This window comes from Plesiomonas sp. ISS29 (genome assembly GCF_056522795.1).
In genome coordinates, this window is record NZ_JAWRZQ010000001.1 from 1,197,459 (window position 1) to 1,214,931 (window position 17,473).

Annotated in this window: 10 protein-coding genes, 2 tRNA genes and 3 rRNA genes; 8 read left to right on the forward strand and 7 right to left on the reverse strand. The window is 48.8% G+C overall.

From position 1 onward, the window contains the following. Positions 1 to 214: 214 nt before the first annotated feature. Positions 215 to 1,540 (reverse strand): exodeoxyribonuclease VII large subunit, encoded by a 1,326-nt coding sequence (xseA, locus tag AC1HDJ_RS05355; RefSeq protein WP_479533977.1) that lies wholly within the window; start codon positions 1,538 to 1,540, stop codon positions 215 to 217. A 190-nt stretch (positions 1,541 to 1,730) separates the two neighbouring features. Between xseA and guaB the strand changes: the two genes are divergently transcribed. Both guaB and guaA read left to right on the forward strand, forming a co-directional pair. Then, positions 1,731 to 3,194, forward strand: a complete 1,464-nt coding sequence (gene guaB / locus AC1HDJ_RS05360; protein WP_479533979.1) for an IMP dehydrogenase — start codon at positions 1,731 to 1,733, stop codon at positions 3,192 to 3,194. Positions 3,195 to 3,319: 125 nt separating this feature from the next. Then, entirely contained in the window at positions 3,320 to 4,897 is a 1,578-nt protein-coding gene (guaA, locus tag AC1HDJ_RS05365) for a glutamine-hydrolyzing GMP synthase (RefSeq protein WP_479533981.1), read from the forward strand. A 248-nt stretch (positions 4,898 to 5,145) separates the two neighbouring features. Here guaA and proS read toward each other — a convergent pair whose 3' ends face one another. The 6 genes from proS to metN all read right to left on the reverse strand — a co-directional run bounded on the left by proS (position 5,146) and on the right by metN (position 10,869). Beyond that, a complete protein-coding gene (gene proS / locus AC1HDJ_RS05370) occupies positions 5,146 to 6,864 on the reverse strand; it encodes a proline--tRNA ligase (protein WP_479533983.1) in 1,719 nt (572 codons plus the stop codon). 89 nt (positions 6,865 to 6,953) lie between these two features. Further along, positions 6,954 to 7,649 carry a tRNA (N6-threonylcarbamoyladenosine(37)-N6)-methyltransferase TrmO gene (gene tsaA / locus AC1HDJ_RS05375; protein ID WP_479537018.1) on the reverse strand — a complete coding sequence of 232 codons (696 nt, stop codon included), beginning with the start codon at positions 7,647 to 7,649 and terminating at the stop codon, positions 6,954 to 6,956. 60 nt (positions 7,650 to 7,709) lie between these two features. Further along, positions 7,710 to 8,084, reverse strand: coding sequence for an Rcs stress response system protein RcsF (gene rcsF, locus AC1HDJ_RS05380; protein ID WP_479533985.1), 375 nt, complete (start codon positions 8,082 to 8,084; stop codon positions 7,710 to 7,712). A gap of 189 nt (positions 8,085 to 8,273) precedes the next feature. Then, positions 8,274 to 9,080: a MetQ/NlpA family lipoprotein gene (locus tag AC1HDJ_RS05385; protein ID WP_479533987.1), complete on the reverse strand. Its 807-nt coding sequence runs from the start codon at positions 9,078 to 9,080 to the stop codon at positions 8,274 to 8,276. A gap of 111 nt (positions 9,081 to 9,191) precedes the next feature. Next, positions 9,192 to 9,845: a methionine ABC transporter permease gene (locus AC1HDJ_RS05390; protein ID WP_438623588.1), complete on the reverse strand. Its 654-nt coding sequence runs from the start codon at positions 9,843 to 9,845 to the stop codon at positions 9,192 to 9,194. Continuing rightward, positions 9,826 to 10,869, reverse strand: a complete 1,044-nt coding sequence (gene metN, locus AC1HDJ_RS05395; protein ID WP_479533989.1) for a methionine ABC transporter ATP-binding protein MetN — start codon at positions 10,867 to 10,869, stop codon at positions 9,826 to 9,828. The genes AC1HDJ_RS05390 and metN overlap by 20 nt, the downstream gene beginning before the upstream one ends. A gap of 287 nt (positions 10,870 to 11,156) precedes the next feature. Here metN and gmhB point away from each other — a divergent pair, with 287 nt between their 5' ends. The 6 genes from gmhB to rrf all read left to right on the forward strand — a co-directional run bounded on the left by gmhB (position 11,157) and on the right by rrf (position 17,232). Next, positions 11,157 to 11,717: a D-glycero-beta-D-manno-heptose 1,7-bisphosphate 7-phosphatase gene (gmhB, locus tag AC1HDJ_RS05400; protein ID WP_479533991.1), complete on the forward strand. Its 561-nt coding sequence runs from the start codon at positions 11,157 to 11,159 to the stop codon at positions 11,715 to 11,717. Positions 11,718 to 12,071: 354 nt separating this feature from the next. Next, positions 12,072 to 13,614, forward strand: a 16S ribosomal RNA gene (locus tag AC1HDJ_RS05405). Between the two features lie 71 nt (positions 13,615 to 13,685). Beyond that, positions 13,686 to 13,762 (forward strand) — tRNA-Ile (locus AC1HDJ_RS05410). Between the two features lie 43 nt (positions 13,763 to 13,805). Continuing rightward, positions 13,806 to 13,881, forward strand: a tRNA-Ala gene (locus AC1HDJ_RS05415). A 193-nt stretch (positions 13,882 to 14,074) separates the two neighbouring features. Beyond that, a 23S ribosomal RNA gene (locus tag AC1HDJ_RS05420) occupies positions 14,075 to 16,981 on the forward strand. A gap of 135 nt (positions 16,982 to 17,116) precedes the next feature. Next, positions 17,117 to 17,232 (forward strand): 5S ribosomal RNA (rrf, locus tag AC1HDJ_RS05425). Together the 16S, 23S and 5S rRNA genes with 2 tRNA genes alongside form the textbook arrangement of a ribosomal RNA operon. The last annotated feature ends 241 nt before the right edge of the window (positions 17,233 to 17,473 follow it).

Genomic DNA, 17,473 nt, shown 5'->3' on the forward strand with positions numbered 1-17,473 from the left:
CATAGCAGGGTTTGAGCAGATAAGTACAGCGGTACGGCTTGTCATTATCCAGCGTAACTTAAACTCTGTGTGATAACAAAAAAGGCCTTACATTTATGTAATGGCCTTTTTTTATGGGTACTCGATGAGTAAAAATAGGTTTAGTAACAGGTAAGATAAAAATTAAATCTAAATTAGCTTAATCGAACAATACATGAATACATTGATAGAGGGTTTATTCGACCCGACTGTAAATTGTACCGTCAGCCACCTGAATACGCAGTTGTTCACCGGATTTGACCTGTGAGGGCGAGGTGATCATCTGTTGCTGATCATTTTGTACTACCGCATAGCCGCGCGAGAGTGTTGCCAGCGGGCTAATTGCATGCAAACGTGCACCCAATGAGCCAAGTTTTTGTTGCCGATTTTGCAACGCAACCTGCACTTGCTGTTGCAGGCGCTGTAACAGGTAATCAGTTTGCTGCTGATAACGGGCAACACGGTGCAACGGAGTATGTTGCTGCAAACGGTGCTGTAAATTATCCAACACACTGGTATGCTTTTGCTGTTGTGCTGTGATCAGCTGTTGTAAACGGTGCTCTGCATCATCTAGCCGATTTTGCTGGCGTTGCAGGCGGATTTGCGGATGCTGTTGTTGTAAGCGGTGTTGTAGGCGCTCTAAGCGCTGTAATTGCCGATTGTGCTGATGCAGTAATGCACGCTGAAGTCGTTGCTGTTGATCATCAAGTCGGCGGCATTGTATTTGCCGATCAGCACTGATTAACTCTGCGGCCGCCGATGGCGTAGGGGCTCGAATATCGGCCACAAAATCAGCAATGGTGACATCAGTTTCATGGCCTACCGCGCTGACCAGTGGCAGGGCGCTTTCAAAAATCGCACGGGCTACCGCTTCGCTGTTAAATGCCTGCAAATCTTCCAGTGAACCGCCGCCGCGCGCAAGAATTAACAGATCGCACTCCGCCCGTTGATTGGCCCGTACAATGGCGTGTGTAATTTGGTCTACGGCATCTTGCCCCTGTACAGCCACCGGATAGATTACCACCGATAGCAGCGGATCACGGCGGCGTAAGATCTGCAAAATATCGTGCAGAACCGCACCGCTCGATGAGGTAATTATCCCGATTTGTTTGGGGTGTGCAGGTAGCGCTTGTTTACTTTGCTGGGAAAACAGCCCTTCAGCGGCGAGCTGCATTTTAAGTTGTTCAAACTGCTGTTGCAGTATCCCATCACCGGCAGCTTGCATCCCTTCAATGACTATCTGGAAGTCGCCACGCGGTTCATACAGAGTGATATTTGCGCGAACTAAGATTTGCTGGCCATTCTGCGGGCGGAAGGTGACTTTACGGTTGCTGTTGCGGAACATCGCGCACCGCACCTGTGACTGAGAATCTTTGAGTGTAAAGTACCAGTGGCCAGAAACAGGGATCGATAAATTAGAGATTTCACCGCTAATCCAGACTTGACCCAATTGGGTTTCTAGCAGTTGTCGTACGGTTTGATTTAAACGCGTAACCGTAAAAATAGCGCGGTTTTCCAGCAAAATAGCACCCTTATCTCTGGCAAGAAGGGCCTGATAAAGGCACGGTAGTTATCAGGCAATAATACGTAAATCAGCTCAAACTACAAGCAAGAATACTGAAAAAACGTTTGGCTAATCGTTTTCGTTCTGTATAATGCCACGGCAATATTTTATCTAATTTTAAACCTCCTTGCCTTGGTGAGATATTGCGATGTTAAGAATAGCGAAAGAAGCTCTGACTTTTGATGATGTACTACTAGTACCTGCCCATTCTACTGTCTTACCGAATACAGCCAACCTTGGAACTCAGTTAACAAAAACCATCCACCTGAATATTCCTATGCTCTCTGCTGCGATGGATACCGTAACTGAAGCGGATCTTGCCATTGCCTTAGCACAAGAAGGCGGGCTAGGTTTTATCCACAAAAATATGTCTATCGAGCGTCAAGCCGATGAAGTTCGTAAGGTTAAAAAATACGAAAGTGGTGTGGTCAGTGATCCGGTTACGGTTCGCCCTGATACTACGATTCGTCAGGTTCTTGCGCTGACTGAAAAGAACGGTTTTGCCGGTTACCCGGTAGTGACTGACGAAAAAGAGCTGGTCGGTATTATCACTGGCCGTGATGTCCGCTTTGTGACTGACTTAGATCAGCCCGTTACCAAGGTGATGACACCAAAACCACGTATGGTGACGGTTCTCGAAGGTGCGCCGCGTACTGATGTGCTGGCACTGATGCATGAGCGTCGAGTTGAGAAAGTGCTGGTTGTTGACCGCAGTTTTCGCTTGAAAGGCATGATCACCGTTAAAGACTTCCAAAAAGCAGAACGTAAGCCGAATGCCTGTAAAGATGAGCTAGGCCGCTTGCGCGTAGGCGCAGCAGTTGGTGCCGGTGCGGGCAATGAAGAGCGTGTTGATGCATTGGTTGAGGCCGGTGTGGATGTGCTGCTGATTGACTCTTCCCATGGCCACTCTGAAGGCGTATTGCAACGTATTCGTGAAACTCGCGCGAAATACCCTGAACTGCAAATCATTGGCGGCAACGTAGCGACAGCAGCCGGTGCGCTGGCACTGGCAGAAGCGGGTTGCAGCGCGGTGAAAGTGGGTATCGGCCCAGGTTCAATTTGTACAACGCGGATTGTAACGGGTGTGGGTGTACCACAAATTACAGCAGTATCTGATGCAGCAACGGCGCTGATGCCACTGGGCATTCCGGTCATTGCTGATGGCGGTATTCGTTTCTCTGGTGATATTGCCAAGGCGATTGCGGCGGGAGCATCGTGCGTAATGGTCGGTTCAATGCTGGCCGGTACAGAAGAGTCGCCGGGTGAAATAGAGCTATATCAGGGCCGTTCATTTAAATCTTACCGCGGTATGGGCTCACTGGGCGCGATGTCAAAAGGCTCATCAGACCGCTATTTCCAAAGCGATAATGCAGCCGATAAGCTGGTGCCAGAAGGTATTGAAGGGCGTATTGCCTATAAAGGTAAGCTCAAAGAGATTGTTCATCAGCAGATGGGTGGATTGCGCTCTTGTATGGGGCTAACCGGCTGCGGCACGATTGAAGAGCTGCGCACTAAAGCTGAGTTTGTTCGTATTACTGGTGCGGGGATCCAAGAGAGCCACGTGCATGATGTGACCATCACCAAAGAGTCACCGAACTATCGTATGGGTTGATATTTCACCCTGCTTTGCATCCCCAGAAAGCGTTTGCTCTCTGTGCGCCTAGTGAAGCTAGGCGCGATGCAGTATCACCCGATTTTATTTTGACTGCCCGTTAAACTACGTAGATAGAGTAACCGATGAGCAAAGACATTCACGACCACCGTATTCTTATCCTTGATTTTGGTTCCCAGTACACGCAGCTGATTGCACGCCGTATCCGAGAGATTGGTGTGTATTGCGAATTATGGGCATGGGATGTGACCGAAGAGCAGATTCGTGAATTTAACCCACAGGGTATTATTCTGTCTGGCGGCCCGGAAAGCACCACAGAGCAAGGCAGCCCGCGCGCGCCTGAGTATGTATTTACCGCCGGCGTTCCAGTATTGGGTGTGTGCTATGGCATGCAAACCATGGCGATGCAGCTGGGCGGTATGGTGCAGTCATCTACCGAGCGTGAGTTTGGGTATGCCAGTGTTGATGTGCTGACTGACAGCCGTTTATTTGCGGGAATTCAAGATACGCTCTCTGCCACTGGTCAGCCACAGCTCGATGTCTGGATGAGTCACGGCGATAAAGTTACCGCGATTCCGGCTGATTTTACCACTGTAGCAATGACCGAAACTTGCCCATTTGCGGCAATGGCACAAGAAGAGAAGCGCTTTTACGGCGTACAGTTCCACCCAGAGGTTACGCACACCCGCCAAGGGCAGCGTATGCTGGAAAACTTTGTCCGTGATATTTGCGGTTGTGATGCACTGTGGACTCCGGCAACCATCATTGAAGATGCCGTGGTTCGTATGCGTGAGCAGGTGGGTAATGATCATGTGATCTTGGGCCTGTCTGGTGGTGTTGATTCTTCGGTAACAGCGCTGTTGCTGCATCGCGCGATTGGTGAACGCCTAACGTGTGTATTTGTTGATAATGGCCTGCTGCGTTTGAATGAAGCTGATCAGGTAATGGAGATGTTCGGTGATCAGTTTGGTCTGAACATTATTCGTGTTGATGCCGAACAACGTTTTCTTGATGCCTTGAGCGGCATTGCTGATCCGGAGCTGAAGCGTAAAGCGATTGGCCATGAGTTTATCAAGGTGTTCGATGAAGAGTCGGGCAAGCTTAAAAATGTAAAATGGCTGGCACAAGGCACTATCTATCCGGATGTGATTGAGTCTGCGGCCTCGAAAACTGGCAAGGCACATGTGATTAAATCGCACCACAATGTGGGTGGCCTGCCGGATGATATGGAGCTAGGTCTGGTTGAGCCGCTCAAAGAGCTGTTTAAAGATGAAGTACGCCGTATCGGTTTAGAACTGGGTTTACCATATAACATGTTGTATCGCCATCCGTTCCCGGGGCCGGGTTTGGGGGTTCGTGTTCTTGGTGAAGTGAAAAAAGAGTATTGCGATATTCTGCGCCGTGCTGATGCTATCTTCATTGAAGAGCTGCATAAAGCTGACTGGTACAATAAAGTGAGTCAGGCTTTTGTGGTCTTCCTGCCAGTGCGCTCTGTGGGTGTGATGGGAGATGGCCGTAAATATGATTGGGTTGTTTCACTACGTGCAGTAGAAACGATCGATTTTATGACGGCACACTGGGCACATCTGCCTTATGATTTGCTGGGTAAAGTTTCTAACCGGATCATCAATGAAATCAGCGGCATTTCACGCGTAGTCTACGATGTTTCAGGCAAACCGCCAGCAACCATTGAGTGGGAATAATCGCTTAATCTCAATATGCTGAATAAACAAAACGCATTGATATTTCTTTAAAGCATTTTCTTTTTTAAAGCCCTGTGTATACAGGGCTTTTTTGTATTTGGTCGAACGCGTTATAAACAGTGTAAAATAACAGTATAAAATATAGGAAATATCTATAAAAACGCGTAAAAAAACCCGCTAAAAAAGCGGGTTTAATCAGGATGAAATCCGGTAATTGAAAACCGTAGGATACGATTAACCGTGTGCGATTAACGTTTCACGTTTTCCAGCAAATAGCTGAGGATGCCATCAATTTTAATCAGCTGCTTTTCACCGCCACGACGGTGTTTGTACTCGATTTCACCAGCATCAAGGTTGCGATCACCAATCACCACCATGTGCGGAACACCCATCAGCTCCATATCTGCAAACATCACACCCGGACGCTCTTTGCGGTCATCCATAATGACATCAATGCCAGCAGCTTGAAGTTCGCTGTACAGTTTTTCAGCCGCTTCCTGAACACGATAAGATTTATGCATGTTCATTGGCAAAATTGCCACATGGAATGGGGCAATTGCATCTGGCCAGATAATCCCGCGATCATCATGATTTTGCTCAATAGCGGCGGCAACCACACGGGAAACACCAATACCGTAACAGCCCATGATCATGGTTTGATTGCGGCCATCTTCACCCTGCACAGCCGCTTTCATTGCTTCTGAGTATTTGCTGCCCAGTTGGAAGATATGGCCAACTTCAATACCGCGTTTGATTTGGATAGAGCCCAAACCATCAGGTGATGGGTCACCTTCAACCACATTACGAATATCAGCAACAGCCGCTAAAGGCAGATCGCGCTCCCAGTTGATGCCGAAATAGTGCTTACCGTCTTGGTTAGCGCCTGCACCAAAATCACTCAGCATGATCACACTGCGATCGGCAATGATTGGAATGCTCAAACCGACCGGGCCAAGTGAACCTGGGCCTGCACCGATAGCCGCACGGATCTCAGCTTCTTCAGCCATGATCAGCGGGTCTGCAACCAAGGGTAGTTTTTGCGCTTTGATTTCGTTCAGCTCATGATCGCCGCGAACCAATAGAGCAACCAGCGCATGGCCAGACTCTTCGGCAGCTTTAACGATCAGTGTTTTAACTGTTTTCTCAATTGGCAACTGATGCTGCTCTACCAGTTCAGCGATAGTTTTTGCATGTGGCGTGTCGACAAGACGCATCTCTTCGCTTGGTGCTGCACGCTCACCGGCAGGCATCAAGGCTTCAGCCATTTCAACGTTAGCGGCATAATCTGAGGTGTTAGAGAAGGCAATATCATCTTCACCGCTTTTTGCCAGCACGTGGAATTCGTGTGATGAGCTACCGCCGATAGAGCCGGTGTCGGCCAATACTGGGCGGAAGTCGAGATCCATACGACTAAAAATGGCGCTATAAGCGGCATACATTTTTTCGTACGTGATCTGTAAAGACTCTTGTGAGGTATGGAAAGAGTAGGCATCTTTCATCAGGAACTCACGGGCGCGCATAACACCAAAACGCGGGCGAATTTCATCACGGAATTTTGTTTGAATTTGGAATAAATTCAGCGGAAGCTGTTTGTAAGAGAACACTTCATTACGAATGAGATCAGTGATGACCTCTTCATGTGTCGGGCCTAAAACAAACGGGCGATCATTACGATCAGCAATGCGCAATAACTCTGGGCCATACTGCTCCCAGCGACCAGTCTCTACCCACAAATCCGCAGGTTGTACTACCGGCATCGAAACTTCAATTGCACCCGCTTTGTTCATTTCATCACGAACAATGTTTTCAACTTTTTTCAGTACGCGCAAACCGGTCGGCAGCCATGTGTACAAGCCTGATGCCAATTTACGGATCATACCGGCGCGTAGCATCAGCTGGTGGCTGATCACTTCCGCGTCAGACGGAGTTTCCTTTAAAGTAGAGAGCAGATAATTACTGGTACGCATGGATAAAATTCCGTGAATAATTCAAACAAAATCACAAGGGTATTAGTGTAGCAGCGTGATAGGTCGCTCAAAAGCTTCTTTGGTTAAATTCAGCTGCGCTTTTCAATCGCAATGACTTCGGCTTCTGACTCATGCACCACCCAGCGCACATTGAAATCAAGCAAATGTACCGCATAGTGGCGATCATCAGCTTGCTGTTTTCGATAGGCTGGGCGTGGGTCTTGTGCAAGCACGTCACTAATAAAGCGGCGCAGTGTGGGTAACTTTTTCTGCTCAGCGTGTAAAACTGACTCTGCCGCCGCACTAAAACGGATCGGCATTTGCGGTTCAGGGGCTTGTTGTGCAAATCCGGCGCTGGCATCAGGTTGGCTGTCAACATACGGCAGATAGGGTTTGATATCGAGAATCGGGGTGCCATCAACCAGATCAAGGCTGCCCAGCTTCAAAAAAATCTCACCATTGCGGCATACCGTGCCGTGGTAAGCCACTTTTGATAAACCAATCGGGTTTGGCCGAAAAGTAGAGCGGGTTGCAAAGACCCCAATCCGCTCATTACCGCCTAAGCGTGGCGGGCGAACGGTAGGTCGCCAGCCCTGACCTTGGGTTTGATGAAAGACAAAAATCAACCATAAGTGGCTAAATTGTTCTAAACCGCGTACGGCATCGAGTTGATTAAAAGGTGGCAACAGTTGTAGCTCACCAATACCATCCTCAACCAAACCGGGCTGGCGTGGAACGGCAAACTTCTCTTTATAAGGTGAATGAATCACACCAACGGGCGTCATCGCCACAGTTTCTCGCGGGGTATCCAACGGCATCACCTTCTTTTATTTAGCGAGTGGGTATTAAGGGGCAACAATGATAGCTGACCCTTGGCAAAGTGCCACCTGCTTACAACCGGGTACATCATCCAAAATCAGACATTGATTCAGTAACAGTGCATTACCGCCCATCTCCTGCACATGGCGCTGTGCTGCATTACGAGCCTCCTGAATACTGGCCGGTTTCTCATTACTGTTGGCCTGACAAACCTCACCCTGAACACGGCCAATATTCTGATAATCAACATTATTCAATTGATCAGTTTTCTCATACACCGTAACGGTGCTTGGCGCGAAGTAAGTTTTTACATTTTGGGGATTAAGATTACTGTCCACACTGTAGTGGGTTGCACATCCGCCCAATAATAACGCGGCTGAAACCAGAATGATCTTTTGCATTGCACTGTATCCATACATTAAAAATAAATGGCTGATATCCAGACACACACACCGGCTGAGTTTAGGTATTGCCAGAGGCACTGCCAGAAGCGTTTTATCTCTCGCTGATAGTAAAACAAAAGAGCACCCCTAGGGTGCTCTTGAAGAAAAAATAATCATCTAAGGGAAGAGGAGAGAAAAGGGGGAGTATTACCAGCCTTTCACTACACCGCCTTTAAATACCTGATTGGCAGCCTGATACACCTCTTCGGTCTGGAAGGCTTTGACGAAGTTCTTCACTTTCTCTTCATCTTTATTATTGTCGCGTGCCACAATCAGGTTTACATACGGAGACGCTTTATCCTCAACAAACAAACCATCTTTCGGCGGTGTCAGCCCAATCTGGCTGGCATAAGTGGTGTTGATAATCGCCAAATCAACATCATCAAGCGAGCGCGGTAACTGCGGGGCTTCCAGTTCGATTAATTTTAATTTTTTCGGGTTAGCAACAATATCCAGTACCGTTGCATTCAGGCCGCTACCCTCTTTGAGCGTCAGCAAACCCTGCGCTTGTAACAGCAATAAAGAGCGGCCAAGGTTGGTTGGATCATTGGGTAGTGATACCGCAGCACCCTCTTTCAATTCAGACAATGCCTTGATTTTTTTTGAATAACCGGCAATTGGGTAGACAAATGAATTGCCAACAATGGTCAGCTTATACCCACGATCAGCAATTTGCTGATCAAGATACGGCTTGTGCTGGAACGCATTCAGATCTAATGAGCCATCTGCCAGCGCTGCATTTGGCGTGATATAATCACTAAAACTTACCAACTCCACATCCAAACCGTACTGCTCTTTGGCAACTTTTTTCGCCACCTCAGCCACTTGCTCTTCCGCACCGGAAATCACGCCCACTTTAATCTTATTTTGCGCGTCATCCTGACCACAACCGGTCAGCAATAAAGAGCTCGCCAATGCACTTACCAGAGCCAGTGTTTTAAATTGTAATGCCATCGTATTTACCATCCTTGTTTATTGCGGTGCCTGAACACCAATCACAAATCATATTGTTGTAAAACAGCGGCTCCATGAAACCGCTTAAACTTGTACATGAGTGGAAACCTGTTACTTATGGTCGGTTGCCTTTACCCAGCGCTCACCCACACTTTGAATCAACTGTACTAATACCACTAAAATAGCAATAACAACCAGCATTACCGTACCGTCAAAACGTTGATAACCATAGCGAATACCCACATCACCCAAACCACCGCCGCCAACTGCACCGGCCATCGCCGAATAGCTGACCAAGGTCACTAAGGTAATAGTAATACTGTTGATGATCCCCGGTAGCGCCTCGGGCAGCATCACTTTGGTGATAATCTGCATCGGGGTTGCGCCCATTGCTCTTGCTGCCTCAATCAAACCAGCAGGCACTTCCATTAATGCCCCTTCAATTAAACGGGCAATAAACGGTGTTGCGCCAATGGCCAATGGCACTACCGCCGCCGCCGTACCAATAGACGTTCCAACCAGCAAACGGGTTAACGGAATAATAGACACAATCAAAATAATAAAAGGGATAGAGCGCCCGATATTAATCACCGCACCTAACACTTTATTTAGCGGCGCATTCGCCTTAATTTGTCCAGGTTTGGTAATAAATAGGATCACTCCCAGTGGGATGCCCAGTGCAAAACCAATCACCCCTGAAGCCAGCACCATCATCAGTGTTTCGCCCAATGCCTTAAACAGCAGCTCAATCATTGCTTGCGACATAGCCTAATACCTCCACCTTGACATGCTGCTCATGCAGATAATCCATTGCCTGCGCACAGCGCGCTTCATCACCAAATAACTCCGCCAGCATCACCCCAAATTTAATTCCGCCGGCATAATCCATCTGCGCGCTTAAAATATTGCAATCAATATCAAACTCACGTGCCACTTTTGATAGCAGCGGTGCATCCACTGATTGCCCAGTAAACTCCAAACGGATCAGTGGGAAATGCAACGGCTGCGGTGTCGCCACCAACCTTGCGGCATAATCTTCAGGAATACTTAAATCAAGCGTTGAACGAATAAACTGCTGTGCTAGCGGTGTTTTCGGGTGCGCAAACACCTCACCCACAGAGCCTTGCTCAATCAGCTGACCAGCACTGATAACCGCAACCTGATCACAAATCCGCTTCACCACATCCATCTCATGGGTGATCAGTAAAATTGTCAGCCCTAAACGGCGGTTAATATCCTTCAGCAGTGTCAAAATAGACCGCGTTGTGGCCGGATCAAGCGCGCTGGTGGCCTCATCACACAACAATACCTTCGGATTACACGCCAGAGCACGGGCAATCGCCACCCGCTGTTTTTGCCCGCCGGAAAGATTTGCCGGAAACACCGTCTTCTTATCCGTTAGACCAACTAGCGCCAGCAACTCATCCACCCGCGTGGCAATCGCTTCTTTATTTAAGCCTTGTAACTCCAGAGCAAAAGCCACATTACCAAATACAGTACGTGAAGATAGCAGATTAAAGTGTTGGAAAATCATGCCAATATTACGTCTAGCACGCTCAAGTGCTGACTCATCCAGCACCATCATATCTTGCCCATCTACAAACACCTCACCTGAAGAGGGGCGCTCAAGCAGATTAACACAGCGAATCAGCGTACTTTTTCCAGCCCCTGATGCACCTATCACGCCAAAAATCTGGCCAGCCGGAACATGCAAACTCACCTCTGAAAGCGCACTGATACTTCGTCCTTCCGTGTGAAATATTTTACTGATGTGATTAAGCCTAATCATGGTACGTCATGCTCTCCATGCTGAAACATATGCTTACTTCTATCGCACAAAAACAGATCCTAAACAATATATAGGGATAGACAGCAGAGCGAATACACAGATGCTAAGATGTCTGGATGGCTATAGTCAACATTTTTTACGTCTAGACGGCTAAAAGAAAGAGAAATAAAACCTTATATCCCTACATTTCTCCTCAAAAACGCCTCTCGTCTTACATTATAAGAATAGGCAGGCGATAATCAGCACATACCCGATACCGTAAACCCAGACCCGCCGGAGATCTTCACATGGCAACCTCAGCACTATTTATTGATCGTGACGGTACACTGAACATTGATCATGGCTACGTACATGAAAGTGACAACTTTGAATTCATCAAAGGCGCGATTGACGCTTGCCGCCAAATTAAAGAGATGGGGCTTGCACTGGTCTTAGTTACCAACCAATCCGGCATTGCCCGAGGTTTGTTTACCGAAGCCCAGTTTACCCACTTAACTGAGTGGATGGATTGGTCATTGGCCGACAGAGGTGTTGACCTTGATGGCATCTACTACTGCCCGCACCACGCAGAGCACGGTAAAGGTGAATACAAAATTGAGTGTGAATGTCGTAAACCGAAGCCGGGTATGTTTTTTGAAGCACAAGCCGAGCTTGACCTCGATATGGCCTCCTCTTATATGGTTGGTGATAAACTTGAAGACATGCAGGCGGCGCATGCAGCCGGCATTGGCACCAAAATTTTGGTTCGCAGCGGAAAACCTCTCACCGCAGAAGCCGAAGCACTGGCAGATTACGTACTCGATAGCCTTGCTGATGTACCTACACTGCTTAAAAAACGCATAAAATAAACAAAAAGAGTGAAAAGTGAGCAGGCAAAATATTTATTACTTTTTTTGCTTGCCTCTTTGTAAATACTCCCTATAATGCGACCCCACTGACACGGCAACAGCGGCGCAAGCTACTGAAAGCCAAGCAGTAAAGAATAAAACGCTTTTAAGGAATGTGAAAAACAGACCTTGACAGCCAAAGGGAAATGCGAAATAATGCGCGCCCTGTCAACGTGAAAGCGCTGACACTGCTCTTTAAAAAATTAATCAGACAATCTGTGTGGGCACTCGTTGAAGACGCTGACTATCCAAAAGATACTTAGTTAAACGAGTGACTGACAATTTATTTGCTAGTTATTTCGAGCGACAAACTTTAAATTGAAGAGTTTGATCATGGCTCAGATTGAACGCTGGCGGCAGGCCTAACACATGCAAGTCGAGCGGTAGCACAAAGAAGCTTGCTTCTTGGGTGACGAGCGGCGGACGGGTGAGTAATGCCTGGGGATCTGCCCGATAGAGGGGGATAACTACGGGAAACTGTAGCTAATACCGCATAATGTCTACGGACCAAAGTGGGGGCTCTTCGGACCTCATGCTATCGGATGAACCCAGGTGGGATTAGCTAGTTGGTGGGGTAATGGCTCACCAAGGCGACGATCTCTAACTGGTTTGAGAGAATGACCAGTCACACTGGAACTGAGACACGGTCCAGACTCCTACGGGAGGCAGCAGTGGGGAATATTGCACAATGGGGGAAACCCTGATGCAGCCATGCCGCGTGTGTGAAGAAGGCCTTCGGGTTGTAAAGCACTTTCAGCGAGGAGGAAAGGGAGCAGCTTAATACGCTGTTGCTATGACGTTACTCGCAGAAGAAGCACCGGCTAACTCCGTGCCAGCAGCCGCGGTAATACGGAGGGTGCAAGCGTTAATCGGAATTACTGGGCGTAAAGCGCACGCAGGCGGTTTGTTAAGTCAGATGTGAAATCCCCGCGCTCAACGTGGGAACTGCATTTGAAACTGGCAAGCTAGAGTCTTGTAGAGGGGGGTAGAATTCCAGGTGTAGCGGTGAAATGCGTAGAGATCTGGAGGAATACCGGTGGCGAAGGCGGCCCCCTGGACAAAGACTGACGCTCAGGTGCGAAAGCGTGGGGAGCAAACAGGATTAGATACCCTGGTAGTCCACGCTGTAAACGATGTCGATTTGGAGGTTGTGCCCTTGAGGCGTGGCTTCCGGAGCTAACGCGTTAAATCGACCGCCTGGGGAGTACGGCCGCAAGGTTAAAACTCAAATGAATTGACGGGGGCCCGCACAAGCGGTGGAGCATGTGGTTTAATTCGATGCAACGCGAAGAACCTTACCTACTCTTGACATCCAGAGAATCCTGTAGAGATACGGGAGTGCCTTCGGGAGCTCTGAGACAGGTGCTGCATGGCTGTCGTCAGCTCGTGTTGTGAAATGTTGGGTTAAGTCCCGCAACGAGCGCAACCCTTATCCTTTGTTGCCAGCGCGTAATGGCGGGAACTCAAAGGAGACTGCCGGTGATAAACCGGAGGAAGGTGGGGATGACGTCAAGTCATCATGGCCCTTACGAGTAGGGCTACACACGTGCTACAATGGCATATACAAAGGGCGGCAAGCTAGCGATAGTGAGCGAATCCCATAAAGTATGTCGTAGTCCGGATTGGAGTCTGCAACTCGACTCCATGAAGTCGGAATCGCTAGTAATCGTAGATCAGAATGCTACGGTGAATACGTTCCCGGGCCTTGTACACACCGCCCGTCACACCATGGGAGTGGGTTGCAAAAGAAGTAGGTAGCTTAACCTTCGGGGGGGCGCTTACCACTTTGTGATTCATGACTGGGGTGAAGTCGTAACAAGGTAACCGTAGGGGAACCTGCGGTTGGATCACCTCCTTACCTGCGATACCAGCCTTTGGCTGAGTGCTCACACAGATTGTTTGATTAATTGAAAGAAGAGAGACTTATCTGGGTCTGTAGCTCAGGTGGTTAGAGCGCACCCCTGATAAGGGTGAGGTCGGTGGTTCAAGTCCACTCAGACCCACCACTTCCTTTTCAGAGGAAAGTGGAAAGATAAGTCACACCGGTATGGGGTTATAGCTCAGCTGGGAGAGCGCCTGCCTTGCACGCAGGAGGTCTGCGGTTCGATCCCGCATAGCTCCACCATATCGCAAAGCGAATTGAACGTAACAGTTCATTTTGCCATATGGTATTTGCAGAACACTGTGAACTACCTTGCTCTTTAAAAATTTGGAAACAAGCTGATAAATAACTGAAGTTCTTAAGAACAAGCGTCTTGAGAAACTGGCATATGACCAGTTTAGTACTTTCATCAATCTGAAATAATTTTGGGTTGTATGGTTAAGTGACTAAGCGTACACGGTGGATGCCTTGGCAGTCAGAGGCGATGAAGGACGTGCTACCCTGCGAAAAGGGTTGGTGAGCTGGGATGAAGCGCTATTAACCAACCATGTCCGAATGGGGAAACCCACCTAAGATAACTTAGGTATCGTTAAGTGAATACATAGCTTAACGAGGCGAACCGGGAGAACTGAAACATCTAAGTACCCCGAGGAAAAGAAATCAACCGAGATTCCGTTAGTAGCGGCGAGCGAACGCGGAGCAGCCCAGAGTCAACATCAGCCAGTGTGTTAATGGAACGGCCTGGAAAGGCCGGCGATACAGGGTGATAGCCCCGTACATGAAAGTGCACTGGTTGTGAGCTCGATGAGTAAGACGGGACACGTGGTATCCTGTTTGAAGATGGGGGGACCATCCTCCAAGGCTAAATACTCCTGACTGACCGATAGCGAACCAGTACCGTGAGGGAAAGGCGAAAAGAACCCCTGTGAGGGGAGTGAAATAGAACCTGAAACCGTGTACGTACAAGCAGTAGGAGCACCTTCGTGGTGTGACTGCGTACCTTTTGTATAATGGGTCAGCGACTTATATTCTGTAGCAAGGTTAACCGAATAGGGGAGCCGTAGGGAAACCGAGTCTTAATAGGGCGCTTTAGTTGCAGGGTATAGACCCGAAACCCGGTGATCTAGCCATGGGCAGGTTGAAGGTTGGGTAACACTAACTGGAGGACCGAACCGACTAATGTTGAAAAATTAGCGGATGACTTGTGGCTGGGGGTGAAAGGCCAATCAAACCGGGAGATAGCTGGTTCTCCCCGAAAGCTATTTAGGTAGCGCCTCGGACGAATACCTACGGGGGTAGAGCACTGTTTGGGCTAGGGGGTCATCCCGACTTACCAACCCCATGCAAACTCCGAATACCGTAGAGTACTATCCGGGAGACACACGGCGGGTGCTAACGTCCGTCGTGAAGAGGGAAACAACCCAGACCGCCAGCTAAGGTCCCAAAGTCATGGTTAAGTGGGAAACGATGTGGGAAGGCTCAGACAGCTAGGATGTTGGCTTAGAAGCAGCCATCATTTAAAGAAAGCGTAATAGCTCACTAGTCGAGTCGGCCTGCGCGGAAGATTTAACGGGGCTAAACCATGCACCGAAGCTGCGGCAATGACATTTAGGTGTTATTGGGTAGGGGAGCGTTCTGTAAGCGGTAGAAGGTGTGCTGTGAGGCATGCTGGACGTATCAGAAGTGCGAATGCTGACATAAGTAACGATAAGGGGAGTGAAAAACTCCCCCGCCGGAAGACCAAGGGTTCCTGTTCAACGTTAATCGGAGCAGGGTGAGTCGACCCCTAAGGCGAGGCTGAAAAGCGTAGTCGATGGGAAACGGGTTAATATTCCCGTACTTGTGGTGACTGCGAAGGGGGGACGGAGAAAGTTAGGCTATCCGGGCGACGGTTGTCCCGGTTTAAGCGTGAAGGTGGGAAGACTAGGTAAATCCGGTTTTCTGCATAACACTGAGGCGTGATGACGAAGCACTACGGTGCTGAAGTAGCTGATACTACGCTTCCAGGAAAAGCCTCTAAGCATCAGGTCACCAGAAATCGTACCCCAAACCGACACAGGTGGTCAGGTAGAGAATACTCAGGCGCTTGAGAGAACTCGGGTGAAGGAACTAGGCAAAATGGTGCCGTAACTTCGGGAGAAGGCACGCTGACGGTAGGTGAAGTCCCTTGCGGATGGAGCTGAAGTTAGTCGAAGATACCAGCTGGCTGCAACTGTTTATTAAAAACACAGCACTGTGCAAACACGAAAGTGGACGTATACGGTGTGACGCCTGCCCGGTGCCGGAAGGTTAATTGATGGGGTTAGCGCAAGCGAAGCTCTTGATCGAAGCCCCGGTAAACGGCGGCCGTAACTATAACGGTCCTAAGGTAGCGAAATTCCTTGTCGGGTAAGTTCCGACCTGCACGAATGGCGTAATGATGGCCAGGCTGTCTCCACCCGAGACTCAGTGAAATTGAAATCGCTGTGAAGATGCAGTGTACCCGCGGCAAGACGGAAAGACCCCGTGAACCTTTACTATAGCTTGACACTGAATATTGAGCCTTGATGTGTAGGATAGGTGGGAGGCATTGAAACGTGAACGCCAGTTTGCGTGGAGCCGACCTTGAAATACCACCCTTTAATGTTTGATGTTCTAACGTGGTCCCGTAATCCGGGATGCGGACAGTGTCTGGTGGGTAGTTTGACTGGGGCGGTCTCCTCCTAAAGAGTAACGGAGGAGCACGAAGGTTGGCTAATCCTGGTCGGACATCAGGAGGTTAGTGCAATGGCATAAGCCAGCTTAACTGCGAGACGGACAGGTCGAGCAGATACGAAAGTAGGTCATAGTGATCCGGTGGTTCTGCATGGAAGGGCCATCGCTCAACGGATAAAAGGTACTCCGGGGATAACAGGCTGATACCGCCCAAGAGTTCATATCGACGGCGGTGTTTGGCACCTCGATGTCGGCTCATCACATCCTGGGGCTGAAGTTGGTCCCAAGGGTATGGCTGTTCGCCATTTAAAGTGGTACGCGAGCTGGGTTTAGAACGTCGTGAGACAGTTCGGTCCCTATCTGTCGTGGGCGTTGGATGATTGAGGGGGGCTGCTCCTAGTACGAGAGGACCGGAGTGGACGTATCTCTGGTGTTCCGGTTGTCACGCCAGTGGCATTGCCGGGTAGCTAAATACGGAAGAGATAAGCGCTGAAAGCATCTAAGCGCGAAACTTGCCCCGAGATGAGTCATCCCTGAGGCCTAGAGCCTCCTAAAGGGTTGTTGGAGACTACGACGTAGATAGGCAGGGTGTGTAAGCGTAGCGATACGTTGAGCTAACCTGTACTAATTGCCCGTGAGGCTTAACCATACAACGCCAAAGTTATGTTGGACGATGAAAGTTCAGACGATGTTTTTGAGAGCAAAACAGAATTTATCAGTGCGTTTTCAGATTTAGCGTAATGGCCATGAAATGGCGGTTATGTAAATAGAATAGAAGAATTTGCCTGGCGGCGATAGCGCGGTGGTCCCACCTGACCCCATGCCGAACTCAGCAGTGAAACGCCGTAGCGCCGATGGTAGTGTGGGGTCTCCCCATGCGAGAGTAGGGAACTGCCAGGCATCAAATAAGTAAGAAGCCCATCCGAAAGGATGGGCTTTTTGCGTTATTGTATTTTATTTATTAAAACTTATTGGGGATTTTGGACAGGCACACGTGAGCGATTTGCTGAGGCTCACACGATAATGAACTTATCAGTAGCTCAACGCCCTAACTGTCCAATTACCAATTACCAATTACCAATTACCAATTACCAATTACCTATGAAACTATCTATGTAGCCCTCTGTAACTAGGACATGGG

Excerpts from the sequence above, each read along its gene's own strand:
- guaB (WP_479533979.1), top strand. The coding sequence starts at position 1,731 with ATGTTAAGAATAGCGAAAGAAGCTCTGACTTTTGATGATGTACTACTA.
- rcsF (WP_479533985.1), bottom strand. The coding sequence starts at position 8,084 with ATGCAAAAGATCATTCTGGTTTCAGCCGCGTTATTATTGGGCGGATGT.
- tsaA (WP_479537018.1), bottom strand. The coding sequence starts at position 7,649 with ATGACGCCCGTTGGTGTGATTCATTCACCTTATAAAGAGAAGTTTGCC.
- AC1HDJ_RS05385 (WP_479533987.1), bottom strand. The coding sequence starts at position 9,080 with ATGGCATTACAATTTAAAACACTGGCTCTGGTAAGTGCATTGGCGAGC.
- gmhB (WP_479533991.1), top strand. The coding sequence starts at position 11,157 with ATGGCAACCTCAGCACTATTTATTGATCGTGACGGTACACTGAACATT.
- guaA (WP_479533981.1), top strand. The coding sequence starts at position 3,320 with ATGAGCAAAGACATTCACGACCACCGTATTCTTATCCTTGATTTTGGT.
- metN (WP_479533989.1), bottom strand. The coding sequence starts at position 10,869 with ATGATTAGGCTTAATCACATCAGTAAAATATTTCACACGGAAGGACGA.
- proS (WP_479533983.1), bottom strand. The coding sequence starts at position 6,864 with ATGCGTACCAGTAATTATCTGCTCTCTACTTTAAAGGAAACTCCGTCT.
- AC1HDJ_RS05390 (WP_438623588.1), bottom strand. The coding sequence starts at position 9,845 with ATGTCGCAAGCAATGATTGAGCTGCTGTTTAAGGCATTGGGCGAAACA.